The sequence below is a fragment of the Polaribacter sp. 11A2H genome, from assembly GCF_011379025.1.
GTDB lineage: Bacteria > Bacteroidota > Bacteroidia > Flavobacteriales > Flavobacteriaceae > Polaribacter.
In genome coordinates this window covers 1-23,927 of the sequence record NZ_WTLD01000012.1, presented here as the reverse complement: position 1 = coordinate 23,927, position 23,927 = coordinate 1, and the positions used below count along the sequence as shown (strand labels likewise).

Annotated in this window: 15 protein-coding genes and 1 riboswitch; of the genes, 2 read left to right on the top strand and 13 right to left on the bottom strand. The window is 30.3% G+C overall.

The genetic code is table 11. The features are described from left to right. Positions 1 to 76: 76 nt before the first annotated feature. Complete coding sequence (locus tag GQS58_RS13810; RefSeq protein WP_166386905.1) at positions 77 to 1,351, bottom strand: O-acetylhomoserine aminocarboxypropyltransferase/cysteine synthase family protein; 1,275 nt, start codon at positions 1,349 to 1,351, stop codon at positions 77 to 79. Between the two features lie 191 nt (positions 1,352 to 1,542). After that, positions 1,543 to 1,666, bottom strand: a riboswitch (SAM riboswitch). Positions 1,667 to 2,086: 420 nt separating this feature from the next. On the opposite strand from GQS58_RS13810, the gene metK reads away from it, so the two are divergent. After that, complete coding sequence (gene metK / locus GQS58_RS13805; RefSeq protein ID WP_166386903.1) at positions 2,087 to 3,343, top strand: methionine adenosyltransferase; 1,257 nt, start codon at positions 2,087 to 2,089, stop codon at positions 3,341 to 3,343. Between the two features lie 185 nt (positions 3,344 to 3,528). Here the strand turns inward: metK and GQS58_RS13800 are convergent, their stop codons facing one another. The 12 genes from GQS58_RS13800 to GQS58_RS13745 all read right to left on the bottom strand — a co-directional run bounded on the left by GQS58_RS13800 (position 3,529) and on the right by GQS58_RS13745 (position 22,578). Further along, complete coding sequence (locus GQS58_RS13800) at positions 3,529 to 4,293, bottom strand: SDR family NAD(P)-dependent oxidoreductase (protein WP_166386901.1); 765 nt, start codon at positions 4,291 to 4,293, stop codon at positions 3,529 to 3,531. A gap of 36 nt (positions 4,294 to 4,329) precedes the next feature. Beyond that, entirely contained in the window at positions 4,330 to 5,631 is a 1,302-nt protein-coding gene (locus tag GQS58_RS13795; protein ID WP_166386899.1) for an MFS transporter, read from the bottom strand. Positions 5,632 to 5,786: 155 nt separating this feature from the next. After that, positions 5,787 to 6,491 (bottom strand): FadR/GntR family transcriptional regulator, encoded by a 705-nt coding sequence (locus GQS58_RS13790; RefSeq protein ID WP_166386897.1) that lies wholly within the window; start codon positions 6,489 to 6,491, stop codon positions 5,787 to 5,789. 222 nt (positions 6,492 to 6,713) lie between these two features. Further along, complete coding sequence (locus GQS58_RS13785; RefSeq protein WP_166386895.1) at positions 6,714 to 7,592, bottom strand: PKD domain-containing protein; 879 nt, start codon at positions 7,590 to 7,592, stop codon at positions 6,714 to 6,716. A gap of 21 nt (positions 7,593 to 7,613) precedes the next feature. After that, a complete protein-coding gene (locus tag GQS58_RS13780; RefSeq protein WP_166386893.1) occupies positions 7,614 to 9,080 on the bottom strand; it encodes a RagB/SusD family nutrient uptake outer membrane protein in 1,467 nt (488 codons plus the stop codon). 29 nt (positions 9,081 to 9,109) lie between these two features. Then, on the bottom strand, positions 9,110 to 12,187 hold the full coding sequence (locus GQS58_RS13775) for a SusC/RagA family TonB-linked outer membrane protein (RefSeq protein WP_166386890.1): 3,078 nt from the start codon (positions 12,185 to 12,187) through the stop codon (positions 9,110 to 9,112). A 375-nt stretch (positions 12,188 to 12,562) separates the two neighbouring features. After that, entirely contained in the window at positions 12,563 to 12,934 is a 372-nt protein-coding gene (locus tag GQS58_RS13770; RefSeq protein WP_166386888.1) for a cupin domain-containing protein, read from the bottom strand. Positions 12,935 to 12,960: 26 nt separating this feature from the next. After that, positions 12,961 to 15,219, bottom strand: a complete 2,259-nt coding sequence (locus GQS58_RS13765; protein ID WP_166386886.1) for an alginate lyase family protein — start codon at positions 15,217 to 15,219, stop codon at positions 12,961 to 12,963. 45 nt (positions 15,220 to 15,264) lie between these two features. Continuing rightward, positions 15,265 to 16,290 carry a polysaccharide lyase family 7 protein gene (locus tag GQS58_RS13760; RefSeq protein ID WP_166386884.1) on the bottom strand — a complete coding sequence of 342 codons (1,026 nt, stop codon included), beginning with the start codon at positions 16,288 to 16,290 and terminating at the stop codon, positions 15,265 to 15,267. A gap of 23 nt (positions 16,291 to 16,313) precedes the next feature. Further along, the gene (locus tag GQS58_RS13755) at positions 16,314 to 18,620 is read right to left on the bottom strand and encodes a chondroitinase-B domain-containing protein (protein WP_166386882.1); all 2,307 of its coding nucleotides are present in this window, start codon (positions 18,618 to 18,620) and stop codon (positions 16,314 to 16,316) included. A gap of 13 nt (positions 18,621 to 18,633) precedes the next feature. Then, positions 18,634 to 19,542: a polysaccharide lyase family 7 protein gene (locus GQS58_RS13750; protein ID WP_240914626.1), complete on the bottom strand. Its 909-nt coding sequence runs from the start codon at positions 19,540 to 19,542 to the stop codon at positions 18,634 to 18,636. 654 nt (positions 19,543 to 20,196) lie between these two features. After that, the gene (locus GQS58_RS13745; RefSeq protein WP_166386878.1) at positions 20,197 to 22,578 is read right to left on the bottom strand and encodes a polysaccharide lyase 6 family protein; all 2,382 of its coding nucleotides are present in this window, start codon (positions 22,576 to 22,578) and stop codon (positions 20,197 to 20,199) included. Positions 22,579 to 23,377: 799 nt separating this feature from the next. Between GQS58_RS13745 and GQS58_RS13740 the strand changes: the two genes are divergently transcribed. Further along, positions 23,378 to 23,728 carry a transposase gene (locus tag GQS58_RS13740; protein WP_166386876.1) on the top strand — a complete coding sequence of 117 codons (351 nt, stop codon included), beginning with the start codon at positions 23,378 to 23,380 and terminating at the stop codon, positions 23,726 to 23,728. Positions 23,729 to 23,927: the final 199 nt, after the last annotated feature.

The window sequence follows — 23,927 nt, the reverse complement described above, 5'->3', positions numbered from 1 at the left end:
ATTTTAAATTATTCTCTATTTAAGCGCAGTCGAAAAATAATAATAGTTCTCGACTGCGCTTGAACAGACACACTCATTATATTTTTGAAAAAGCGGCTGTTAAATCTGCTTTTAAATCTTCTAAATCTTCAATACCAACAGACAATCTAATTAAATCTTGACTTACACCTGCGCTTGCTTGTGCTGCTTCACCTAATTGTTGATGCGTTGTACTTGCTGGGTGAATTATTAATGATTTTGTATCACCAATATTTGCTAATAAAGAGAATAATTTTGTAGTATCTGCAATTGTTTTTGCTGCTTCAAAACCACCTTTTACTCCAAAAGTTACCAAACCACTTTGTCCTTTTGGCAAATACTTATCTGCTAACGTTTTGTATTTATTACTTTCTAAACCAGGATAGTTTACCCAAGTAACCTCTTCTTGCGCTTCTAACCAAGTTGCCAAAGCCAATGCATTTTCTGAATGTTGCTTAATTCTAACTGGTAAAGTCTCTAAACCTTGAATAATATTAAATGCATTTGTAGGACTTAAAGCTGCACCGAAATCACGTAAACCTTCTAAAATTAATTTAAAAGTAAAGGCTGCTGCACCTAGAGCTTCATGATATTTTAAACCATGATACCCTGCAGAAGGCTCTGTAAATTCAGGGAATTTTCCGTTTGCCCAGTTAAAAGTTCCTGCATCTATAATTGCACCTCCTAAAGAAGTTCCTTGTCCGCCAATATATTTTGTTAACGAATGAATTACAAGATTTGCTCCATGTTTAATAGGATTTAATAATGCCGGTGTTGCTACTGTATTATCAACTATAAAAGGAACTTCTGCTGCTTTTGCATGTTCAGCAATTGCCTCTAAATCTAACACATCTAATTTCGGGTTTCCTAAAGATTCTACAAAAAATGCTCTTGTGTTCTCTTGAACTGCAGCCGCAAAGTTATCTGGATTATCAGCATCTACAAACGTAGTTGTAATACCTAATCTTGGTAAAGTTACACTTAATAAATTGTAGGTTCCACCGTATAAGCTACTTGAAGCTACAATATGATCTCCTGCTTTTAAAAGCGTTAATAAACCCGTTGCAATTGCTCCTGTACCAGAGGCAAAAACTACGGCTCCAATTCCGCCTTCTACAGCCGCTAAACGATCTTGTAAAATTTGGTTGGTTGGGTTATTTAAACGGGTATAAATAAAACCTAATTCTTTTAATGAAAAAAGATTTGCAGCATGTTCTGAATTGTTAAAAACGTATGATGATGTTTGGTAAATAGGAACCGCTCTTGTCCCTCCATTTTTTGTTACATCATGCCCTGCATGTAGTGCGTTTGTTGCTAATTTGTGCGTACTCATTTTTCTATTTTTTTTGAGTTAATTTAGGTTCCTGTTTTCACAGGAATGACATTTTCAAAAGACACAAAATATAAAAATATTTTGAACCAATTTGAGATTAAACCAAAAGTCGAATGCATCAAAAATTTGATGTACTTACTAGAAAAATGTTATTAAGAATTTTACAAATACACGGAAGTGTACTTGTTTATGGGTTATCTATCCAATTTCTGATAAATGAATCTGAAATTAAGTAGAATTTAGCACCTTCTTTTCCTCACGAAAAGGGTTGCTAAGGTTTCAACGGGTCTTTCCCTCCACCTTTCTTGATAACATTTCGATAAGTTATTGAACTTTCTGAATGCAAATATATGTTTAGAAAAATTTAATAACCAAGAAAAAACCAATTTATTTTTTAGAAATATAAATATCACATTAAAACCCCTTGTTTAATAAGTATCAAACAAATAACAAACAATGAAGTTTGTTTTATTGATGATACCATAATGAAATATTATGCTTAAAAATTATGTTATTAGAATTTAAGCTGTAACTTTGCAAAGAATTTTAGAGGAAAAATTTGAACTGATTGCAACCTCTGACGCTGATATTTATATCTGCTGAAACAAAAAATGCTAAAGCAGTAATATTCTACTACTTTTAGCGACTCATGCAATCTCTTTTTATTTTTCTTGATTTCCAATAGGAAGAACACGTTTAAAAAAAATCAATTTTTAATATTAAAAAAGATTTATTATGTCATATTTATTTACCTCAGAAAGTGTTTCTGAAGGACACCCAGACAAAATTGCCGATCAAATTTCTGATGCTTTAATCGATAACTTTTTAGCATTCGACAAATCTAGTAAAGTTGCTTGCGAGACCATGGTTACAACAGGTCAAGTATTTTTAGCAGGAGAAGTAAAATCTAAAACGTATTTAGATGTACAGAAAATTGCTAGAGATGTAATTAACAAAATTGGTTATACTAAAGGAGCTTATATGTTTGATGGAAACTCTTGTGGAGTTTTATCTGCAATCCACGAACAATCTCCAGATATTAACCAAGGTGTTGATAGAGCAAACCCAGAAGAACAAGGAGCAGGAGACCAAGGAATGATGTTTGGTTATGCTACTGATGAAACTGAAAACTACATGCCTTTGGCGTTAGAACTTTCTCATAGATTATTAATTGAATTAGCTGCTTTACGTAGAGAAAATAAAGATATTCCTTATTTACGTCCAGATGCTAAATCTCAAGTTACTATTGAGTATTCTGATGATAATGTACCGCAGAGAATTGATGCTATTGTAATTTCTACACAACATGATGATTTTGACAAGTCTGATGATGTGATGTTAGCAAAAATTAAAAAAGATATTGTTGAAATTTTAATTCCTAGAGTGGTTGCAAAATTACCTGCGCATCTTCAGAAATTATTTACAGACAATATTACCTATCACATTAACCCAACAGGTGTTTTTGTAATTGGTGGACCTCACGGTGATACTGGTTTAACTGGTAGAAAAATTATTGTTGACACGTACGGAGGAAAAGGAGCTCATGGTGGTGGTGCTTTCTCTGGAAAAGATCCTTCTAAAGTTGATAGATCTGGAGCATATGCTACAAGACATATTGCTAAAAATTTAGTTGCTGCCGGACTTTGTAAAGAAGTTTTGGTACAAGTTTCTTATGCAATTGGTGTTGCAAAACCAACAAGTATAAATGTTGAAACGTATGGCACAGCTACTGTTGATTTAACTGATGGAGAAATCAGTAAAAAAGTAGAGTCTCTTTTTGATATGCGTCCTTATTTTATAGAAAAACGTTTAAAATTAAGAAGCCCTATTTATTCTGAAACTGCTGCTTATGGTCACATGGGTAGAACTCCAGAAGTTAAGACCGTTACATTTACAAACCCAATGGGAGAAACTACTTCTGAAGAAGTTGAAACTTTTACTTGGGAAAAATTAGATTACGTAGACACTATTAAAGAAGCTTTTAAGTTGTAAAAACTTCTATATTATAATTAAAAATGCCTTTAGAATTTATTTTCTAAAGGCTTTTTTTATGTTTAACTAGTTAGAAGTGAAAGCCTACTTTAATCAACTATAATAAAACTAATAATTTTAAAAAAGAAAAACCGTTTTGTAAAAATTACTAAACGGTTTTTAATAGCTATAAATAAAACCTTCACTTAGATACCTAATGCTTGTCCACCTCCAATTTGAATAGTTTCTGCTGTAATAAAAGCAGCTTCTTTACTTGCTAAAAAAGCAACAACACCAGCAACATCTTCTGGTTGACCTAATCTTCCTAACATAATATTATTTGCCCAAGAAGCAAAAACTTCTGGCTTAGTAGATTTTATTTGAGCATGGAAAGGAGTATCAATTGTACCCGGAGATACTGCATTTACTCTAATTCCGTATTCTGCTAAATCTTTTGCTAATGCTCTAGTAATTGCATGAACTCCTGCTTTAGATGTACCGTAGATACCAGCTCCTGGTCCACCTGCATTCCAAGCAGCGTTAGAAGTATAGTTAATAATTGAAGCATTTTCACTTTTCTTTAAAAAAGGAATTGCTGCTCTAGATGCAAAAAATGCAGAATCAAGGTTTAAAGCCATTACAAATCTGTAAAATTCTGTTGTCATTTCTTCAAATCTAGATCTTCCACCTAAACCACCTGCATTGTTTACAAGTACATCTATCTTACCATACTTTTCACCAATTTTGGTGATGTTTGCTGTTACCTCATCTTCTTTAGTAACATCAAAACCGTAATACTCTGCAGTAATACCTTCTGTCGTTAATTCTTTAAGTCTTTCTGCACCAGCTTTATCATCGATACCGTTTAAAATTACAGTGTACCCATCTTTCCCTAATCTTTTTGCAACTGCAAAACCAATTCCACCTGTAGCTCCTGTAATTATGGCTACTTTTTCTTCTAATTTACTCATTTTATATAGTTTTAATATAATTCGTTATTATTATTCTTAATTTTTTGATTTTAATGGCTCTATTTTGGGTATTAATACCCAAACAGCTGTTAATGCAATTATAGCTAATGTTCCACCTATTAAAAATGCAGGTGTATAATTACCTCCAGTAGTTACAAATGTTACTAAAAGAGTAAGTCCAGCTGCACCAAGTTTAGCAGCCATACCCGCAAATCCTGAAAGTGTACCAACAATTTTCCCACTATAAAGATCACTAGGAATCGTTTGTATATTTCCGATTGCTACTTGAAATCCGAAAAGTAAAACGGCCATAATAATTACTGCATTAAATGCAGATCCAGGTGCTTTTAATAAGAAGAAGCAAGGAATCATAATTAAACAACCTAAAGTTATAGTCATTTTTCTCGTCTTATCTACAGACCATCCTGCTGTAAGTCTATTTTTGGCAAGTAATCCTCCAAATATTGCTCCAACCATAGCTCCAACATAAGGTACCCAAGCAGAAAATGCAATTTCTTTAATGTTTAGACCAAAAACTTCTGACAGATAAATTGGAATCCAAACAATAAAAAGCCACCAGATAGGATCAATTGCAGCAGATGCAATTATTACTCCCCAACTCTCTTTACGTTTTAATAGTTCTCCTGTGGTAGGAGTATATCCTTCATCATAATTTCCATCTCCATCAATATCTTGATTTTCTTGTCCAGATAGAATATACTTTCTTTCATCTTCTGACAACCAAGGGTGAGATTTTGGGTCTGACTTTACAATAAACAACCAAGGCAACAACCATAAAAAACCAAGTACTGCAACAACAATAAATATCGCTTTCCAATCATAATAAGCAGATAATAAACCAATAACTGGATAAGCTACAATACCTCCAATAGCTGCCCCTGAATTAAAGATTCCCTGAGCTAATGCTCGCTCTTTAGTTGGAAACCATTCTGCATTCGCTTTTGCTGCACCGGGCCAATTTCCGGCTTCTGCAATTCCTAGTATAGACCTAAAGATTGAGAAACTTAACATTCCTTGTGCAAAAGCATGTAAAGCAGTAGCAATAGACCAAACTCCAATAGAAAGGGCAAAACCTATTCTAGTTCCCATCCAGTCAAAAATCTTACCAAAAAGGGCTTGCCCTCCTGCATATGATAGTATAAAGACAGTAGATATTGTACCGTATATAGCCTTGTGGCCATCTTTATCCATCTCTGGAAATAAATCATTTGCAATATCAGGCCAAAGAGCACCAAAAGCTTGCCTATCAATATAATTTATAACTGCTGCCAAAGCAACAAGACCTACAACCCACCAGCGTAATCCTTTTATTTTCATGTTTAATTATTTTAAGATTAATACCTCTTTACATCTGGTTTACCAAATTGGTAAACCAAAATTAACGCTTTTATACTAAAATCCTACTATTTAATCATTTATCTTTAAATAAATATTTAAACAGCTAGTTTACAAACCCTTAATAATAAATGAATCTAATCTATATTATAGCAATAACTGTAAAGTTCTTTAAAATGTTCCTTCATTTTTTGTTTTGCTAATTGCGGATTTTTCTCTTTAATAGCATCAAAAATAGCTTGATGATCACTGATACCTCTTTGTGCTAAACCTGCATCACATACATGATGTTTCTTAAAATTAGTAATAATCTCTGGAGTAATAATTAGCATAAATGTATTCATTGTACTATTACCACTTGCTTTTGCAATTGCTAAATGAAATAACAAATCTTCTTGTACAGCTTCTTCACCTTCTAATACTTTATTCTTATACGCTAAAAGTGCTTCACTTAAATTTAGTAAATCATCATCAGTTCTTCTTAACGCTGCTAATCTTGCCGTTTTTAATTCTAATAATATTCTAGTTTCAACAAGAGATTTAAAATCTGGCTCGTCTAATCTTATTATATCTTCAATCATTCCATTTAAAGCAGTAACACCAATATCGGCTACAAAAGTTCCGCTTTGTGGTCTAGACTTTAATAATCCATAAAATTCTAAACGATGTATTGCCTCTCTTACGTTACTTCTACTTACTTTAAATTTTTCTGAAAGCATTCTCTCAGAGGGTAACTTATCTCCAGGCTCTAAATTTTTGTAATTAATCAAATCCTTAATACCTATAATTATTAGGTTTTGAACTTTTTGATTTTCATTTTTAGTAAGCACTTCTAATTTCATATTCTCGATTTTAACTCAAAACTGGTTAACCAGCTTGATAGTATAAATATATAAAAACTAATTGTTTTACCAAATTAAAATATTACACTTCTAATTGGTATTCGTTAACTTTTATACGAATTAAGTTTCTATCGTTGAATTATTAAAATAGACATAAATTTAGTGCCATTAAAAATTTACACACATTATTAAAAAACATCAATAATGTGTGCAACTTTTTAATTATTCTGGTTTTACAGCTGCATTATCTAAATAAGAATCTTTTGTGTTTCCATCATGATCAAATAAGATAGAAATATCTGTATTTGCTCCGGTTTCAAAACTTACTGTAATCGTATTAAAATTTCCTTTTCCATCATTTGTAGTGCCAGATTCTTGACTTAAAAGTGTTGCTGATGCAAATTCACTAAAGTTAGACAACTGACCATCAATTACACTTGCTCTAATTGCATCTCCATCTGCTTGTAAAGCATAACGAACTGTTAAAGCATATTTAGTGTTTGGCGAAACAGAAAATGCTTGATATGTAACTCTGTTATCTCCATTTCCTGAAGGGTATTTTACTCCTCTTGTATCACTTTCTCCATCACTAGTTGTTTTATGGATTGCTGCTCCACTTAATCTCCAACAATCTCTACTATCTCCAGTACCACAAACCTCTGCAATATCTTCAAAATCTGCTCCAGAAATTTCTGGTGTAATTGCAACAACTACTAATGGTTTAATAACTGTAATTTCTTGAGAAGACGTACTCATAACTTCTAAACCATCTTTTGCCGTTAAAGTAACTGTATAAGTACCTTCTCCTGCAAATGTATGCGCTGGTTCTATTTCTGTTGATGTATCACCGTCTCCAAAAGCCCAAGAATAAGTTGTTGAACTTTGTGACTGATTAGAAAAGGTATAGTCTTTCCATTCTTCATCTGGTCCTACTCCTTGTGTAAAAGAAAAACTAGATTGTGGTGCTGTTAAATCTGCTATTGAACCTGTTTCTGGTAAAGTATTGTCTTCACAAGAGAACATTATTCCTAAAGAAATTAGTAATGCTAATATTCCTAGTTTAGAAATATTGTTTTCTATATTTTTTATTATTTGTTTCATAATACTTATCTATTAATTAGATTAATAACCTGGGTTTTGCTTTAATAAACTCTCTCCGTTTACTTCTGGACTTAAACCTATTTCTATCTGAGGAATTGGTAATAAAAGATCGTTAGAACTAAAGCTTCCACCTGTAGCTGATGCAAAATCACTTAAAACAGTTTGTGCTGCTCCCATTCTTACTAAATCGAAAAATCTATGGTTTTCAAAAGCCAATTCAACTCTTCTTTCATCTAATAATTCTTGTTTACTAATACTACCAGTACCATCTGTTGCTATTAAATCTGAACCCGTAAAACCAGCTCTACTTCTTATTTGATTAAATGATGTAATTGCTGTTGTACTAGTTGTAGATGCACTGTTTGCTAAAATAGCTTCTACATGCATTAATAAAACATCTGCATATCTTAAAACAATCCAATCATTACCTGCAGATGTAGGATCTGGAGATGTAACAGGGATTTCTAAATCTACATCTCCATTAGGTAAATATTTTACTACCTGGTATTGTGTAGGTTGCTCTACATCTTGCCTATAAGATAATGCCGTTCTATTACCTCCTAAAGCATCTAAAATGGTTCTTGCATCTTCTGTTACATAATTTACACCACTTCCTCTACCTACAGAGTTTAACCATTCTGCAGAAAAATTTTGACTATCGTCATTTACTCCCGGTAAAAAACCAATAGCAAATATTGTTTCTTTGTTTCCTTCGTTATAAAAGATGTCTTTAAAGTTAGATTCTAAACCAAACCCTCTAGATGGATTCATAATTGACTCTAATAATACTTGTGCTTCTCCATATCTACCTAATGTTAAAAACACTTTTGCCAACAACCCTTCGGCACCTGCTTTAGACGCTCTGTCTTTATAAGTATCATCTAAATTAGAAATGGCAGTTTGTAAATCACTTACAATTAAATCATAAGTAATACTACTAGCTACTCTTGTAAAAGAGGTTGTTTTGTCTAAGGGTGCAATTACTTTATCTATTAATGGAACGTCTCCAAATAAACGCACTAAATTAAAATATGCGTAAGCTCTTACAAATTTTGCTTCTGCTTCAAACTGTGCACTTTTACTTCCTGCAGTTTCTAAATTGGCTAAAACTAAATTAGCTCTATAAATTACATTGTAATAACTTCTGTAATAATCTGCAACAATACCGTTGGTAGAAGCTATCGTATAAAACTCAAACTGAGCTGCTTCTCCTTCTTGACTTTTAGTTCTTGTATTATCACTACGCATTTCTGTTACATAGAATTCTACCTGAATTGCATGGTTTAAACCAGAATCTGTATCTTTTGAAGCATTAAAACCTTGTATACCATCATACATGTTTACAACAGCACTTTCTACTTCTGCTTCTGTTGTAAAAAAAGTTTCTGAACTAATACCTGTTGTTAAGTCTGGTGTTAAGAAAGTATCTTCACAAGAAGAAACAAACACCGCTATTACTAGTAAAATTAAAATTTTAATTTGTTTCATAATATTTTCTATTTTTAAATTCATTTTTCTTAAAATTCTAAATTTAATCCTAAAGTTACTGTACTGTATACTGGAGAACCTGCTCTTTGATACCCATAAGTAGTAGCAGAAGTATTGTCTACCGATTCTGGATTAAAACCTGTATAATCACTAGCTGTTAAATACATTAAGTTTTGACCAGAAAGGTAAACTCTTAATTTAGACATTTTAAGTTTCTCTAAAACTTGGTTATTAAACGTATAACCAACATTTACATTTCTTAATGCTAAGTAAGATGCATCTTGAATAATATCACTTGTAAATATTTTTTCTTTGATAAACTCTTGATTCGGAGTACTAGAAATAAAATCTTGACCACTGTTAAAGTGATTAAAAATATATTGATCTCCCATGTTTCTAATTTCTGCTCCATGACTTGCTTGAAACATAAAACTTAAATCTACAGCACCAATTTTAAATTCATTTGTTAAACTCCAAACAAAATCTGGATACGGATTTCCTAATATTGTTTTATCATCATCATCAATTAAACCATCACCGTTTAAATCTTTTACATACACATCTTGCGATTCTGCATTAATTGGATGAAAAGGGTTACTAAGAAATTCTCTTGGAATGTCTCTTTCTACAACCCATCCATAGAAAGATGATATTGGGTTTCCTTCTAAATTAATCCACTCAGAAGCTCTTTTAGAGTCAATATTCTGAATTTGCCCATTAGAATCTGCAAAATTATTTAGATTATTTTTATTTTTAGATCCAATAAAAGTAGTAGACCACTTAAAGTTTTCTTTTGTTATATTTCTTGTTCTAAGTTCTATTTCTATACCACTGTTTTCTACCTCACCTAAATTTACTAAGGCATTTGTAAAACCTGTTGTAGAAGATATTGGGTTGTACAATAATAATTGATCTGATGTTCTAGAGTAATAATCTACAGAACCAGAAACAATATTGTTAAACAAACCAAACTCTAAACCTGGGTTAATTTCTACTTGTCTTTCCCATTTTAAATCTGGGTTTGCAATATTAAGTGGGTTTACAACTAAAGCAGAGTTTCCGCCAGAAACACCCGTTGTAGTATTATCTAAAATAGCTAAATAAGGATAGTTATCTACAACACGATTTCCTGTTCTAAAATCATTATTACCTGTAACACCATAACTCATTCTTAATTTTAATCTATTTACAACTTTACTGTTTTTTAAGAAATCTTCTTTATGAATATTCCAACCACCAGATAAAGCTACAAAGTTTCCATATTTATTGTTAGGTCCAAAAACAGAACTACCATCTCTTCTATAACTTGCAGAAGCTAAATATTTATCATCATAAGCATAATTTACTCTTGTAAAGAATGATAACAATGTGTTTTCATAATCATATTGATTTCTATCTGTAATACTCTCTGCAGCATTAATGTATTGTTTAGAATCATCTGCAAAAATAGACCCTTGTACACTTTCGAACTCTAATTTAGTTTGCTCTGCAGTAACACCTAGAACGGCACCAATTGTATGGTTTCCCAAATCTTTACTGTATGATAAAATATTATCTACAACAATATGATATGATTTTTGCATTGTACTATCTAACCTAGATGCACTTGCACCATTTCTACTAGATAATACTCCTTGATATCTAGATGTTCTTGTTCTTGAATAATCTCCAGAAACTGACGTTCTTAAACTTAAATCTTCATTAATTTTATAGTTAGCATATAAACTTCCAAAAAGCTTTAATTTAAAATCTCTTCTATCTCTTTCTAATATTTTAGCGGCTGGGTTTGTATTAGATGTATTACTAATATCTGTACCACTACCTGTACTTGGTGTTCCTGCATCTAAATCATAATCATCAAACATACGTTGTTGCGCATAATCTCCAATTTTAGCATCTTTATATTTTCCGCTATCTCTAAATCTATTTACAAACTTAATATTGTCTGCTGTTAAGTAAACAGGTAACCAAGAGGGTTGTCTTAAAATATCGTGTGTAGAACCATCAAACCTTCTTCTTTCATTAAAAGAAGGATTAAAACGTGCTCCAATAGATAATTTCTTATTTACCTTATATTCTAATTTACCATTAAAACTATATTTTTTATAGTCATCAGTTAAAAGAACTCCTTCATCATGTAAATAATTAATCGCTGCACTAAACTTTAGTTTTTCATTACCACCACGTACACTAAATGCATGATTTGTAATTGCACCTCCATCAAATATAACATCTTGCCAATCTGTTTGGTCTCCTAATAATTGTTTATACTTTGTTTTATCTGTTAAACCATAAGTATAATTTAATTCATCTAATGCACTTTGAGCAACAGTACCATTGTAAGCACTACTTTTTCTAGCAGTCTTATACCCTGTAAAAGTACCATAAGAGTATTTTGTTTTTCCAGATTTACCACTTTTAGTCGTAATCATAATTACACCATTACCACCTCTAGAACCGTAAATTGCTCCAGATGCTGCATCTTTTAACACTTCAAAAGACTCAACATCATTCATATCCATAGATCCTAAAAAATCAGAATCTACCACAATACCATCTACAACTACTAATGGACCAGAGTTACCTGTAATAGAACCTGTTCCTCTAATTCTAATTGTTGGTGCAGAACCAGCCTCTCCTTCTGTTGCCTGAATATTAACACCAGAAACTTGCCCAACCAAAGCATCATCTACTCTTGCTACTGCAATTTGATCTAATTTTTCATTTTTAACTTTAGAAATAGCTCCTGTTAAGTGACTTTTTCTTTGCGTACCATAACCAACAACTACAATTTCGTCTAACACACTAGCGTCTTCTGTTAATGAAGCATTGATTACTTTTTGATTTGTGAAAGTAATTTTTTTTGATGTAAACCCTAAGTAAGAAAATTCTAATACTTGACCAGGTTTTACTTTTACTTGGTAATTACCATCAAAATCGGTACTTGTTCCTGTTGCTGTCCCAACAATAATAATGTTGGCACCTAAAATAGGTTCACCATCTGTCTTGGAGGTAACATTTCCTTTTACTGTAACACTTTCTTGCGCATAATTGGTTACACTTAAAAGAAGCATTGCAATAAATACTAACTTAATTTTTAAGTTCATAGTTAATTGTTTTGAATTGTTTTGAATTAATCTGTTAACTGAAATATTTAATTTTAGAGATATCTAATAGAACTTCTTTAAGGCTAAATACTGCTATACTTAAAACTTAAAGGTTAATTGCTCTACAGAATCCCTAAAACAAATAGTTTCATTTTGTAAAACCAAACTGGTTTACCAAATTGGTTTACCAAAGATATGTTTTTTTTTGAATAAAAAAAATAGTTTGGTAATTATTTCATAAAACACTCTATTACAATGCTAAAGGCGCAACTTTTAAACATACTATTCCATGTAAAGCTTACGTAAAAATGTAAACAAGACTTTATTTATCAGATAAAAAAAACTTTTCAACCTCTCTTAATGACTTGCTTTTTACTACTTATCTCCAAAGTAAGACACTTCTCCTCCACTTAAAAAATCTTCTCTTACTGGGCTAAATGTATCAATTAACTGCCCTTCTTCTAAACAAATTGCACTATGTAGTAAATTAGGTTCAATGTATACTCCATCTCCTGCTTCTACAATTTGCTTTTCTCCATTTATTTCAAATTCAAATTTACCAGACACACAATATGTAGCTTGTGTATGAAAATGTTGATGTGGTGCACCTAATGCCCCTTTCTCAAATTTTACGCTCACCATCATTATTTGATTATCGTAACCTAAAAACTTTCTTGATACTCCTCCACCAAGTTCTTCCCATTTTAATTCTTTTGCAATGACATATTTTTCACTGAATCTATTCATTTTTTCCATTTTATTTTATGATTAGTTTATTTGAAATAATAAGAACCAGACCACTCATAATTCTTATTGTTAATTTTTATTTTATGTTTTGTTTCTTTAGAAGCATTTGTATTTGCTGTTATAAACAACTTAGTAACACCTTTTAAATTACGTACTGAAACCGCAGTATAAGCATCAGTATCTAAAACTACTTTTAATTCTTTTATATTACTTTTTGAATTTGTGGCAGACTCTGAAACAGGACTATAACTACCATGTGTTTCTATACTAGAAACAAAAATTGTGTTTTTGGTGTTTTTTCTCCTAACCATTAACGCTGCTTCTCTTCTTAAATTAAATTCTGGGTCATTAGCACCAATTCTTGTAAAAAGTAATTCATCTGCTTTATTAGTAACAGATGTTAACGTATAGAATTTACCTTTATTTAACCAAGATAATTTACTATTCTCTTCTAAAACTTTTGCTGTACCTTCTAGATATAAATGTTGATATCCGTTTTTAGAACCTAAAGGTTTTAAGGTTGTTGGTATTTTATACTCAAAACTTGTATTTAATACTTGCCCTAAGAAATAATACGGAAAATCGTACTGATTCGCTTTATTAGAAACTATTTTCATAATATCTAAAACATAAGGTTTTTCAAAATTTTCGTCTTTAATAATTGCCATAGTACGTAACATCGTTGTTCCAGGATACGCGTTCGTTTCTTTTGCACTTACAACTTTAATGTTTTTACTTTCTGAAGAAAAATAATTTAAAACAGAATGATGCTGACTTCCTATTTCATACTTCGCATTAAAATGAGAGGTTTCATTTTGGGTAACAGTATTATGAGCAATTGTTTGTTTTGCCCAAGTTTTGTTTTCCTTCAAATAATTTCCACCACCTTTTTGTTCGATATTTACAAAACGAGCTAAACCATAATCTTGAATTACTTCTTCTCCTTTTTCATATAATGAATATGACAACTTATCATAATGACCATGACTAGAACCTTGTGCTGCATATTTAAAAACAAGCTCTATATCTTCATTTCTTAAAATACCAACACCACCTTGTGTACCATCTGGTCCATCAGATAAATTAATAGATTTTTTTTCGAATGGCTTAGCTTTACCTTCCTTTATACCAAGCGCTACTGCTAAACCAGAATCATCTAATAAAACACGGTCTTGGTCTTTAGCAATACTTAATAAACCAGGGTTTTTATCACCAAAATGATACGAAATATCTACTGCTGTTACCAATGCACTTGTATAATAAGACATACCTTTTTGTCCATCGTTTAAAGGGAAGAAATCTCCATTTGCATCAGATAAATTCAATAATGCATTAATAGATTTTAGCAAAACACCTTCTTTGTATTCAAATATTTTTAATGCTGGTTTTACATTATGTAATCCTTCAGCAAAAATTAAAAAAGGATACATTGCATAACGTTGATAATATGGCCCTTCATTATAATAACCATCTGGCGAAAAAGGTTCTTCTATATTGGCTAAAAATCCAGCTTTACCATCTTTATTTAAAAAGCCTCCATCGTCATCTTTTTCTTCAGAATTTAATTTTAAATCTTTAATTCCGTATAAAGCTCTGTCTATTAATTCTTGATCATCCATAACCAAACCAATCATACCAACAGCTGCATTTCCCCACGTACTGTGGTTATGAACTCTTTGGTAAAACTGCGGATTACCAATAGAAATATAATCTGCAAATGGTTTAAATAAATTAGTTTCTAACTTATTACGTTCTTCTTCAGATAAATAATTATAAATACAATCATACGCTTGACTTACATAAACCAACCAATTAGAATCGTTTAAACATTGCCAAAACAACTTACCTCTTGCGTATGATCTAGTTTTAGGGTGAATGGGTAATGTTTTATACATTGCCTCATATTGCATTAACATGTCTTTTACATATTTCGCGTATTTTTCATCATCTAAAATCTGATATAAAACTCCTGCCTTTTGTAAAACAACCATATTACGTTTATGACGTACATGTGTATAACCACCAGAATAATCTTTTGGAATTGGCGTATCGATTCCTAAGGCAATTTCTGCATCTATTTCTTCTTTAACTTTAGCTAAAGTTTTATCAAAAATTGGAACAGAACCCAAAGAAGCTCTAATTTTTTCTACTCCATTTTTAGTTAAAATTAATTTTGGATGTTGATTGGAATCACTAGTAGAATTGGCTATTTTTTGTTGAATATCCCCTTTACAAGAGAATGTTAAAACTAGTAATAAGAGAGATAATTTATTTATGATTTTCATAAAAGAATAATTTTAATTTTATTATAAGATGTTGAAATAGAAATATTAAAGTTCTTTTTCTGGTGCTGTACTTTTACCAACAGTTGCTTCTTTAAACCAAACCTCTGCATAACTTCCGTTTGCATATTGTTTTGTTATATCTCCACCATAAATTTCAGATTTTGTAGATTTTCCGTTTGCTTGATTGTACGCACCTTGTTTAAAATAATTTACCTCACCAGCATACGCAATTTCTCTTTCTACACTTACAGCTCTTTTAGATGCATACATATCTATAACTTGTTGTGGAATTTTAGATTTTGTTGCAAAATCTGATTTCAACAAACTTTTTGTAAATGTTTTAGTGTCATGTCCGTCGCTTTTAAAAGTTAAATACATAATACCTTTGTGTACGTTTACTTCATAACTAAATGTTTCTCCTAACTCAATTCCGTCTTTTGGTTCTGCAGGATTAGTAGTTGCGTCTTTACCAACAACCGAAAAATCGTAACCCCAAACTGCTCTAGAAAAATCCCATCTACCAGAATTATCTCCTTCTGTATTAATTTCATAATTCCAAAAAATCGAGCCTTTTGTATGCCCAGGAAATTTTTTATAGAAGATTTTTAAAGGCTCATTCTCATGACCTTCATCACTATGAATTTGCCCAACAACAACTGCATAAGAAGACGCAACATTTGCATTTCCTGTAGTAGAAACATGTTGTACTTTTAATGTTCCTGTTAATTTACCTCCTGTTTCTGGAATCCAATGTGCTTTTTCCCCCAATTCTGTTCTTGTATTACTAGATGTTCTAGAAGTAATACCCGAATTAGGAGTTTTATAAACTACCCAATTTGTTTCTTCTTCAGTTGCTACATAAAAGAAATTATCTTTTTGGTAGTTAGTTAAACTATCTACATAAGTTCCATCTCCTAAAAGAATTTTCCATTTGTCCATAAACGGAATAATAGCACTTGGAAATTTTGTTTCTATTACCTTTTTAGTGCCTGAATTTGTATTTTCTTTAGATGCATCTTTACAAGAGAATAAAGTAAAAAGTGCAACTATTATAAGGATCGATTTTTTCATTTTTTGAATTTTATTTTTGAGAATTAATACATTAGCTTCATTACTAAATTCTCTTCAGTTTTTATTTTCCCGGAATTAACCAAAGTATTTTTGGACGCTGTATTATTTTTTGCTCCCCATAAAATAGATACAAACTGAACTTTGTTATTTTTAAAAGTATTGTTTGTAATATTTACATTTACAATTCCTCTATGATTTAATAACATTTTATTTTTCTCTTTAGAGCCAGAGTTTGTAAATGTGCTATTCGAAACTAAAAGGTTTCCACCAATTGTAGATTCATCATAACCACCTCTATAATAGTCTATAACGTTTTGTTTTACATTATTAAAAGTACAGTTATCTACCGTTAAATATTCTGTATTATAATCTCCTCTATCGTTTATTTCTTCAGAAAGTTCTATTCCGTTTTCACAATTAGAAATTGTAGAATTTTTAAAAGTTACCTCTTCTGCAAATGTTTGTTTGTAAGCTTTTAATACATAATTAAAATTACTAATATGAGAACCTGAAACAGTTAACCCAAAATGATTAGACATGTTTTTGTTTAGGTTTGCAAAAGCGTGGTTTTTGCCGTTTCCAGAAAGCGTTATATTTTTAATATTTAAAAGGCCATAAGGATTCAGTTCAAACAATGGTGAATCATATAAACCACTATAAGTAATTTTAGCTTTTTCACTTTCTTTAGATTGAATTGTAATTGTTTTATTAATTATTAAAGATTTTGAAATAGCATAAGTTCCTTCTTTCAATTCTAAAACTGCACCATTTTCTGCTTCTTTAAGTTTTGCTATTAATTCGCTAGAATTATTTACCGCATAAACTTTTGCTTCTTTAGCTTCTACAACATTAGAATACCAATCTGCACCATATTTAGTTTTATCTAAAATTGATGGATCTTTAAATTCGCCTTGAACTGTTGCTCCAATAGAATTTGCTTTTTTTCTAGAATTACCAAAAAGATCTTCTGTTATGGTATTAAAACCAAAACCAGTATAAATATCTAAATCGCTTTTTAATTTAGGTAAGTAAACCTGCTCTGCTACTTTGGTTAATTCGAAACTTGTAGCTTTTATTCTTTTAGAGTCTGCATAATCCACTCCTTGGTTGTTAATAATATTATCTTTAAATTTTACACCGTCTGCTTTATCATGTTCTATAATAGGATTTTTATCTCCTTCTTTATTATAAATTACATTATTTGCAACTACTGTTCTTAGCGCTCTTGCAGAACGTATTTCCGATTTTGGTAACACAGCAGCTTGTGCAATATTTGTACCTACACCAAATTGCCAAGGAGATTTACAGTTTATATATGTGTTGTATGCAACTACAACATCTGTAACTTGGTTATATCTATTTAATGGTGATTTAGGTATACCATTCATAACTGCTAACGGACTTCTAAAGTTTTCGCCAATAATATTGTAGAAGTAATTATTGATAATAGTATGCCCTGTATTTACAATTCTAATGCCCCCAAATTGTTTATTTTCTCCATCACCAATAAAATAATTCCCATCAATTGTGGCATAATTTCCATGACGTGTAACAACAGATCCTTCACTTTTATAAAAGACATTATTTTTAATTAAATTGAAATTTGTTTTACTAGAAATAATTTCAACTTCACCGTTACATTCTTCAAATAAGTTGTTTGCAATGTTTGTATTACTTGGCGACATAGAAGTAAAACTACTACCTAATTGAATAGTTTCTCCTCTTGCACCACCTTTTCTAGGTCTTGGTCCAAAATGATTATTTACAATTTGATGATAATTTCTAATACTTTGGTTTCCTTTTAAATCTACTCTAACCGTTGGCCCACCATTTGTTTTTCCTGCAATATAACAGTTTGCTAATTTATTGTGTGTACCATAAAACTGAACCCAAAGATCGTCTTTATCTCTTTGTAACTGGTTGTAATCTAGAATTACACAATTAGTTACGCTACTGTAATTTGCTACTGTATCATTATTAATTTTAAATGCTATTGCATCTTTAGTTGGTGTATATCCGTTTCTAAAAAACAAACCACTTACTTCTAAATAGTTTCCACCAATTCTTAAGTTAGATACTCCTTCAATAAAAACTTTACCTACTGTTTCTGCCCTTAAACTTATTGGACTTTCTTTGGTTCCTTCACCATAAAATTTAATTTCTATGTCTTTATAAATTCCTTCTTTTAATACAATATCATCTCCTGCTTTTGCATTTTCGATAGCCTCTTTAAGTTCTATATTGTTACTTACTAAAATACTGTTTGTAACTTTTTCATTACAAGAAATTAGTGTTAAAAATAAACTGATAGTTAAAAATAATTTATTCATAATAATTTTGAATTTAATGTGATACTGATAAAGAGTAATATTTTAATTTAGAAAATGCACCCGCATTTGTTGTTGTTAAGTAATTGCCTGCTTTGTAATAATTTTCGAAAGGCCATTTATCTAAACTTAGATCTTCATAAATATAAGGCGTTTCATTGTTTAATTGTAATTCTATTTTTCCTTTTGTAGCTGTAATTCTAAACTCAAACTCATTAAACCCAACAGTTCCCATATTGTATTTTTCATCTGTCCAAGTATCGCTAGAAACATCTAACAAATCATCGCCAGAAGTACTTTCATTTTTTAAAGACTTCTTATATACCCACAAGTCGCCATCTATCCAAGTCATTTTAATTAATGGTGGCCCATTGTTTGACGAAAAACCATGCTTTTTCATGTCATCAATAGAAATAATTCCATGAATTTGCATAACAATTACTCTGTGATATTCTCTAGAAGAAGAATTGTCTTTAGAGATTTCTAATATTTTAAGTTTACCTTTTAAAGTCCCACCGGTATCTAAAGTCCAATTTACTTTAGAGTCTGTTGGCTTAATTAATTCTCTTAATTCTGTTCTAGAATATGAACTATTTGCTGTAGATGTTTTTGGAAATGTGTAAAACACAATTGACGCATGCGAAGTATCATCATACATATATGGTTTTACTGCATCTATATTTCTGTAGCCTCCGTTTATTAAAACGTTGGGTTTATATTCATCCGGACTTCCGTTACCATCCGCATCTACAGGCAAGGTTACTTTCCAGTTTGTAAAATCTATATCTGCATAAGTTATAGAATTTGTTTCATCTTTATCAATTATAACCTCTGGCTCTAATAGTGTGCTTTCTTTAGTATTACAAGAAATAAAAGAAAAGAAGCATAATACCATTAAATATAAAACTATATTTTTTAAAATCATATACATTAAAATAAACTGGTAAACCAAATTGGTTTACCAAATATATGTACTTAATTTGATTTTAAAAAATTTAGATTGATAAACTTAAACCAGCAGTAAATTAATAAATGGTTTATTTTTGCTTTTTAACCTGTTGACACCTAATTATAAGTGTCTTTTTAATAAATATGGAGTTTGTATATTTTGATAAATAAAATGACTTTATCAGTAGCTATATTTTTTATTTCTATTGAATAACTTCCAAGATTATCAAAATAAATTGTTTCTGATACAGCTATCCACTTGCCTCTAAACAACCGTAGATTTACAGTTTTTAACATTTTTTCTTTTTTTGTTACAGTGTATCTCAATTCTAGTTTATCTAAACTAAATTTTATTAAAGTTAAAGAAATCATAGCGATAGAAGTGTCCAAAATACAAACTGACTTAATTCTATGTCAAAAATTTCATCAATATGATTACCAAAAGCAGTATGATTACAACCTGGAGTTTCAATAATATTTCTATTTGGTAGTGCAAAAATGGCATTTATAAACTCCTACGCATTACCAGATCCATCAGCATTTAAAACCGTTTGACTAAAAGAAAGTTATGCAACTAATAGAAATATTAATTTAAGATAAAAATATTTATTCATGTTGATAAAATCCTAAATTATAATTTTAAACCTATGGTATCAATCGTATTATTTTTCTTTAATAATTCAGACTTATCACTCGGAATAAAAAGAACATTATCTTTCCATTTAGGATTTTTGTAAATAATATTACTCTTTGTAGCTCTTTTATTTACTTCAACAAAACCACTGTTATGTATTAAACAGTTAGATATAAAATTATGGGACCCAACTAAGCTTACAGGTGTTTTTACTTTATAATTGTTTTCAAAAACAGAGTTTAAAATTTCAACTTTATAAATTCCATCTGCTTTTATAATTTTTCCTTTTTCTTGATTATATACTTTATTAAAAATGCAATTTTTAATCAATAAATTTCCTCCAGGAATCTCTGAACTAGGTGTTTTTCTAATATAATTTACTGCAGCTTCTTCTATATTTAAAAAAACAGAATTATCTAAAATAATAGTATTAGCATTATATATGCCCATTAAATCTTTATCATAAGAAAGATTTAAACCCCTATAATTATTTTCGAATCTTGAGTTTATAAAACTCAAAGTATCTGCTTTAGTACCATTATAGGCTTTAAAAACACTACCTCCATTGGTATTTGTAAAATTCTGAAAAACAATATGGTCTGCAAATAAATTATAAAGTCCTTTTTCTTGTTTATCCGGAGAAACAATAGCATACTTTAAATTGCTATTTTCTCCGTCTAAAGTAATATGACTTATATTTAAAGTAACACCTTCATTTATTCTGAAGAGGTAATCTATTGGCTTTTCTAAATCGTTTTTTGCTTTAATAATAGTCGTCCCTTTTTTTGTCCCGATAATGGTAATATTTTTAGATACTTTAATTTTCTTTTCTAAGAAATATGTTCCGTCTTTTAAATATAAGATAGAACCAGTTGATGCCTTTTCGATTACTTTTCTTAAAGTTTCTATACCTGGTTCCACACTAATTTCTATAGCTTTAACAATTGGTAAAACTATTTTTGGTGTCCACCCAGTACCTGCCCTTAACTTTAAAGCTTTAGGTAATTTTTTAGAATCTAAATTAAAAGCACCGGCATTAAATAGTTCTCTTATAGCATTAGTAATGTCTTTATCATAACTTTTATCGTTTTTAGTAACCTGTAACAAATCACTATTATTTACAGAGGGAATTGAAAGGGAACCTATTTTATTCCAATCTATTTTTGTTGTATTAAAACCTTGTAAAACTTGAGCTGTAGAAGCATCTATATAGTTATTATTAAAAGTAATTCCCTTTACACTATCAACAAACAAAATATTACGCCCCAACTTAGTACTGTATATTAAATTATTAGAAAAATTAGTATTAATGGGAGCTAATGTTCTTTCAGCATCCATTCCTGCACCAAAAGAAATTGGACCAGAATTAATAATGGTATTATTCTGAATATCTACATTTTTAACTTGTTCATATCTATTTAAAGGAGAATCTGGTACACCATTCATAACAACAATAGGGCCTCTATAACCATCACCTTCTAGACCTACAAATAGGTTATTTCTAATAATATGATTAGAATTTATAACTCTAATACCTCCTGTTTTAGAAACACCATTTCCTAAAAAAACATTTCTCTCTACCAAAGCATTATCACCATGTCTTAAAGTTAAAGCTCCCTTGCTACCAATAAATAAATTGTCTCTATAAATGTTATCACCAGATTTGTTTGAAATAATTTCTATTTCTCCATTACAACTTTCAAAAACATTTTTTTCTACTAATGTTTTAGAAGATTTTTTAGAATTGGTACTCGTACCAATTCTAATTGTTTCACCACCATTTGTACCTAATTCCTCTCTAGAACCAAATAAATTATGATCAATTCTATGATTATTTTCTATGTGTTCTTCTCCTTTTAACCAAACTACCAACGTAGTTCCAGGGCTCGTTTTACCAGTAAAATTATTGTGATCTACTCTGTTATTTTTACCCCAAAGATCTACCCAATGATCTTTTATACCAGTATCTACCCTAAAATATGAAATTGTAGAATTTGTAAAACGACAATGATTAGCAAATGTATTTGAATCTTTTTTAAACTGCACAACCGATTTAAAAGAAGAATGACCATCTTTAAACCATAGACCACTTACAATTATATACTCACCATAAATATTTAATGTAGAATTACCGTTAATTATAACTTTACCCGCAGTTTCGGCTTTAATATTTATAACATTATTAGCGGTTCCTTTTCCATAAGCATTCAGTTCAACATCAGTCCAAATACCATTTTTAAGAATAATAGCAGTACCAGGTTTAACCGTCTTAATAGCATTATTATACTCCGTAATGTTTGATACTAAAATATCTTGCGCATTACTTTTAAAACAAATAAAAATTAAAACAGTAAAAAATATTGAGGCTATTTTCTTCATAAATAAAAAATAAGTGCAGATTAATTGGTTTACCAATTTGGTAAACCAAATATACGTTTTTATATTAAATATAAAGCATCTTAATAACGGGTACTATTTAACAAAACATAATAAAACATTAATACAAAAATAATTATGGCGTGCCCATGCAAAAAAAGCATGGTCAGGCTATCCATTACAAGTCCTCGTTCGTACCTCACTGTGGGCTTTTCACTAATATCCTTCACGCAAAAAAATACAACTAAAAAATTAACACAAAGTAGGAGAATCCTTTACACCTGTTAGAATATCATTATAGCTCTTGTTTTTACTTGTATTTCATAAATTTATTGAATAAATCAACTTAAGCCCATAAAAGAGAAAATTTTATCAGACTAAACTTATTTCAACATCACAACATAATTAAATACAATCCTTTAAAAAATTTAAATAAAACCAGATTACTAAAGATAACAATGATTAAGTAAGGTTAGTCATCATTTCTAAAAAGTCAATCGAAATTAGCACATTATACACCACTTTATAATTTCTACATTTTACGGAGAAATCACATAATAATGTAAAATATTGTGTAATCAAGCATATGAGATTTCTACTTCAGTATAAATAACCAATTAGTTGGTTTTATCTAATACATAGATTACAAAAAAATTACCATGATTTCAATTTATAACAAAAAAAACAATTCAAAATAATTATCTGAATATTAAATAAATTTAGATAGACAAAATAGCATCAACACAAAAAGTTGTGGAGTAAAATAAAAAGGAAGAACTTTGACTTTTAAATTACTTCTATTTTGGATACTTCAATTGAGCTTATTAAATTATTACTACCAGAAATACTTGTTAACTATTTTAAACTTACCAAACACGAAGTTAAAAATGAAGAACTCCATTTCTATTTCACTGAGTTAAACACAATTCCAGAAGAAATTAAAACACTTAAATTAAGTTCTAAAGGCTTTTTTCCAGAAGCCACTATTCAAGATTTTTCTATTCGAGGTAAAAACGTTTTTCTACATGTTATTAGATGGCGTTGGATTGATGATAATTCTAAAAAATTAGTGATAAGAGATTGGCAATTAGTAGCAAAAGGCACTAGAATTACTCGTGAATTTGCTGCTTTTTTAAAACAAATCAGTCTGTAATAATGCTACAAGTACATCTGTTGTAGCAACCTTTTACGGAGTAAGACAATACAAAGATTAATTAAGTGATTTTAAGCAATGGAACCAAAAACCACATGCTGAACAATGGTTGCTTTTTCCTAAAAATACTGGAAGCTATCTTTCCATAGATGAAACAGCATTTTCTAATGGAGATTTATATACTATCGTGACTAATAAA

Bases quoted from the DNA above. Each gene is read 5' to 3' on its own strand.
- GQS58_RS13810 (WP_166386905.1), bottom strand. From the start codon at position 1,351: ATGAGTACGCACAAATTAGCAACAAACGCACTACATGCAGGGCATGAT.
- metK (WP_166386903.1), top strand. From the start codon at position 2,087: ATGTCATATTTATTTACCTCAGAAAGTGTTTCTGAAGGACACCCAGAC.
- GQS58_RS13770 (WP_166386888.1), bottom strand. From the start codon at position 12,934: ATGAATAGATTCAGTGAAAAATATGTCATTGCAAAAGAATTAAAATGG.
- GQS58_RS13775 (WP_166386890.1), bottom strand. From the start codon at position 12,187: ATGAACTTAAAAATTAAGTTAGTATTTATTGCAATGCTTCTTTTAAGT.
- GQS58_RS13795 (WP_166386899.1), bottom strand. From the start codon at position 5,631: ATGAAAATAAAAGGATTACGCTGGTGGGTTGTAGGTCTTGTTGCTTTG.
- GQS58_RS13765 (WP_166386886.1), bottom strand. From the start codon at position 15,219: ATGAAAATCATAAATAAATTATCTCTCTTATTACTAGTTTTAACATTC.
- GQS58_RS13750 (WP_240914626.1), bottom strand. From the start codon at position 19,542: ATGATTTTAAAAAATATAGTTTTATATTTAATGGTATTATGCTTCTTT.
- GQS58_RS13760 (WP_166386884.1), bottom strand. From the start codon at position 16,290: ATGAAAAAATCGATCCTTATAATAGTTGCACTTTTTACTTTATTCTCT.
- GQS58_RS13780 (WP_166386893.1), bottom strand. From the start codon at position 9,080: ATGAAACAAATTAAAATTTTAATTTTACTAGTAATAGCGGTGTTTGTT.
- GQS58_RS13745 (WP_166386878.1), bottom strand. From the start codon at position 22,578: ATGAAGAAAATAGCCTCAATATTTTTTACTGTTTTAATTTTTATTTGT.
- GQS58_RS13785 (WP_166386895.1), bottom strand. From the start codon at position 7,592: ATGAAACAAATAATAAAAAATATAGAAAACAATATTTCTAAACTAGGA.
- GQS58_RS13790 (WP_166386897.1), bottom strand. From the start codon at position 6,491: ATGAAATTAGAAGTGCTTACTAAAAATGAAAATCAAAAAGTTCAAAAC.
- GQS58_RS13755 (WP_166386882.1), bottom strand. From the start codon at position 18,620: ATGAATAAATTATTTTTAACTATCAGTTTATTTTTAACACTAATTTCT.
- GQS58_RS13800 (WP_166386901.1), bottom strand. From the start codon at position 4,293: ATGAGTAAATTAGAAGAAAAAGTAGCCATAATTACAGGAGCTACAGGT.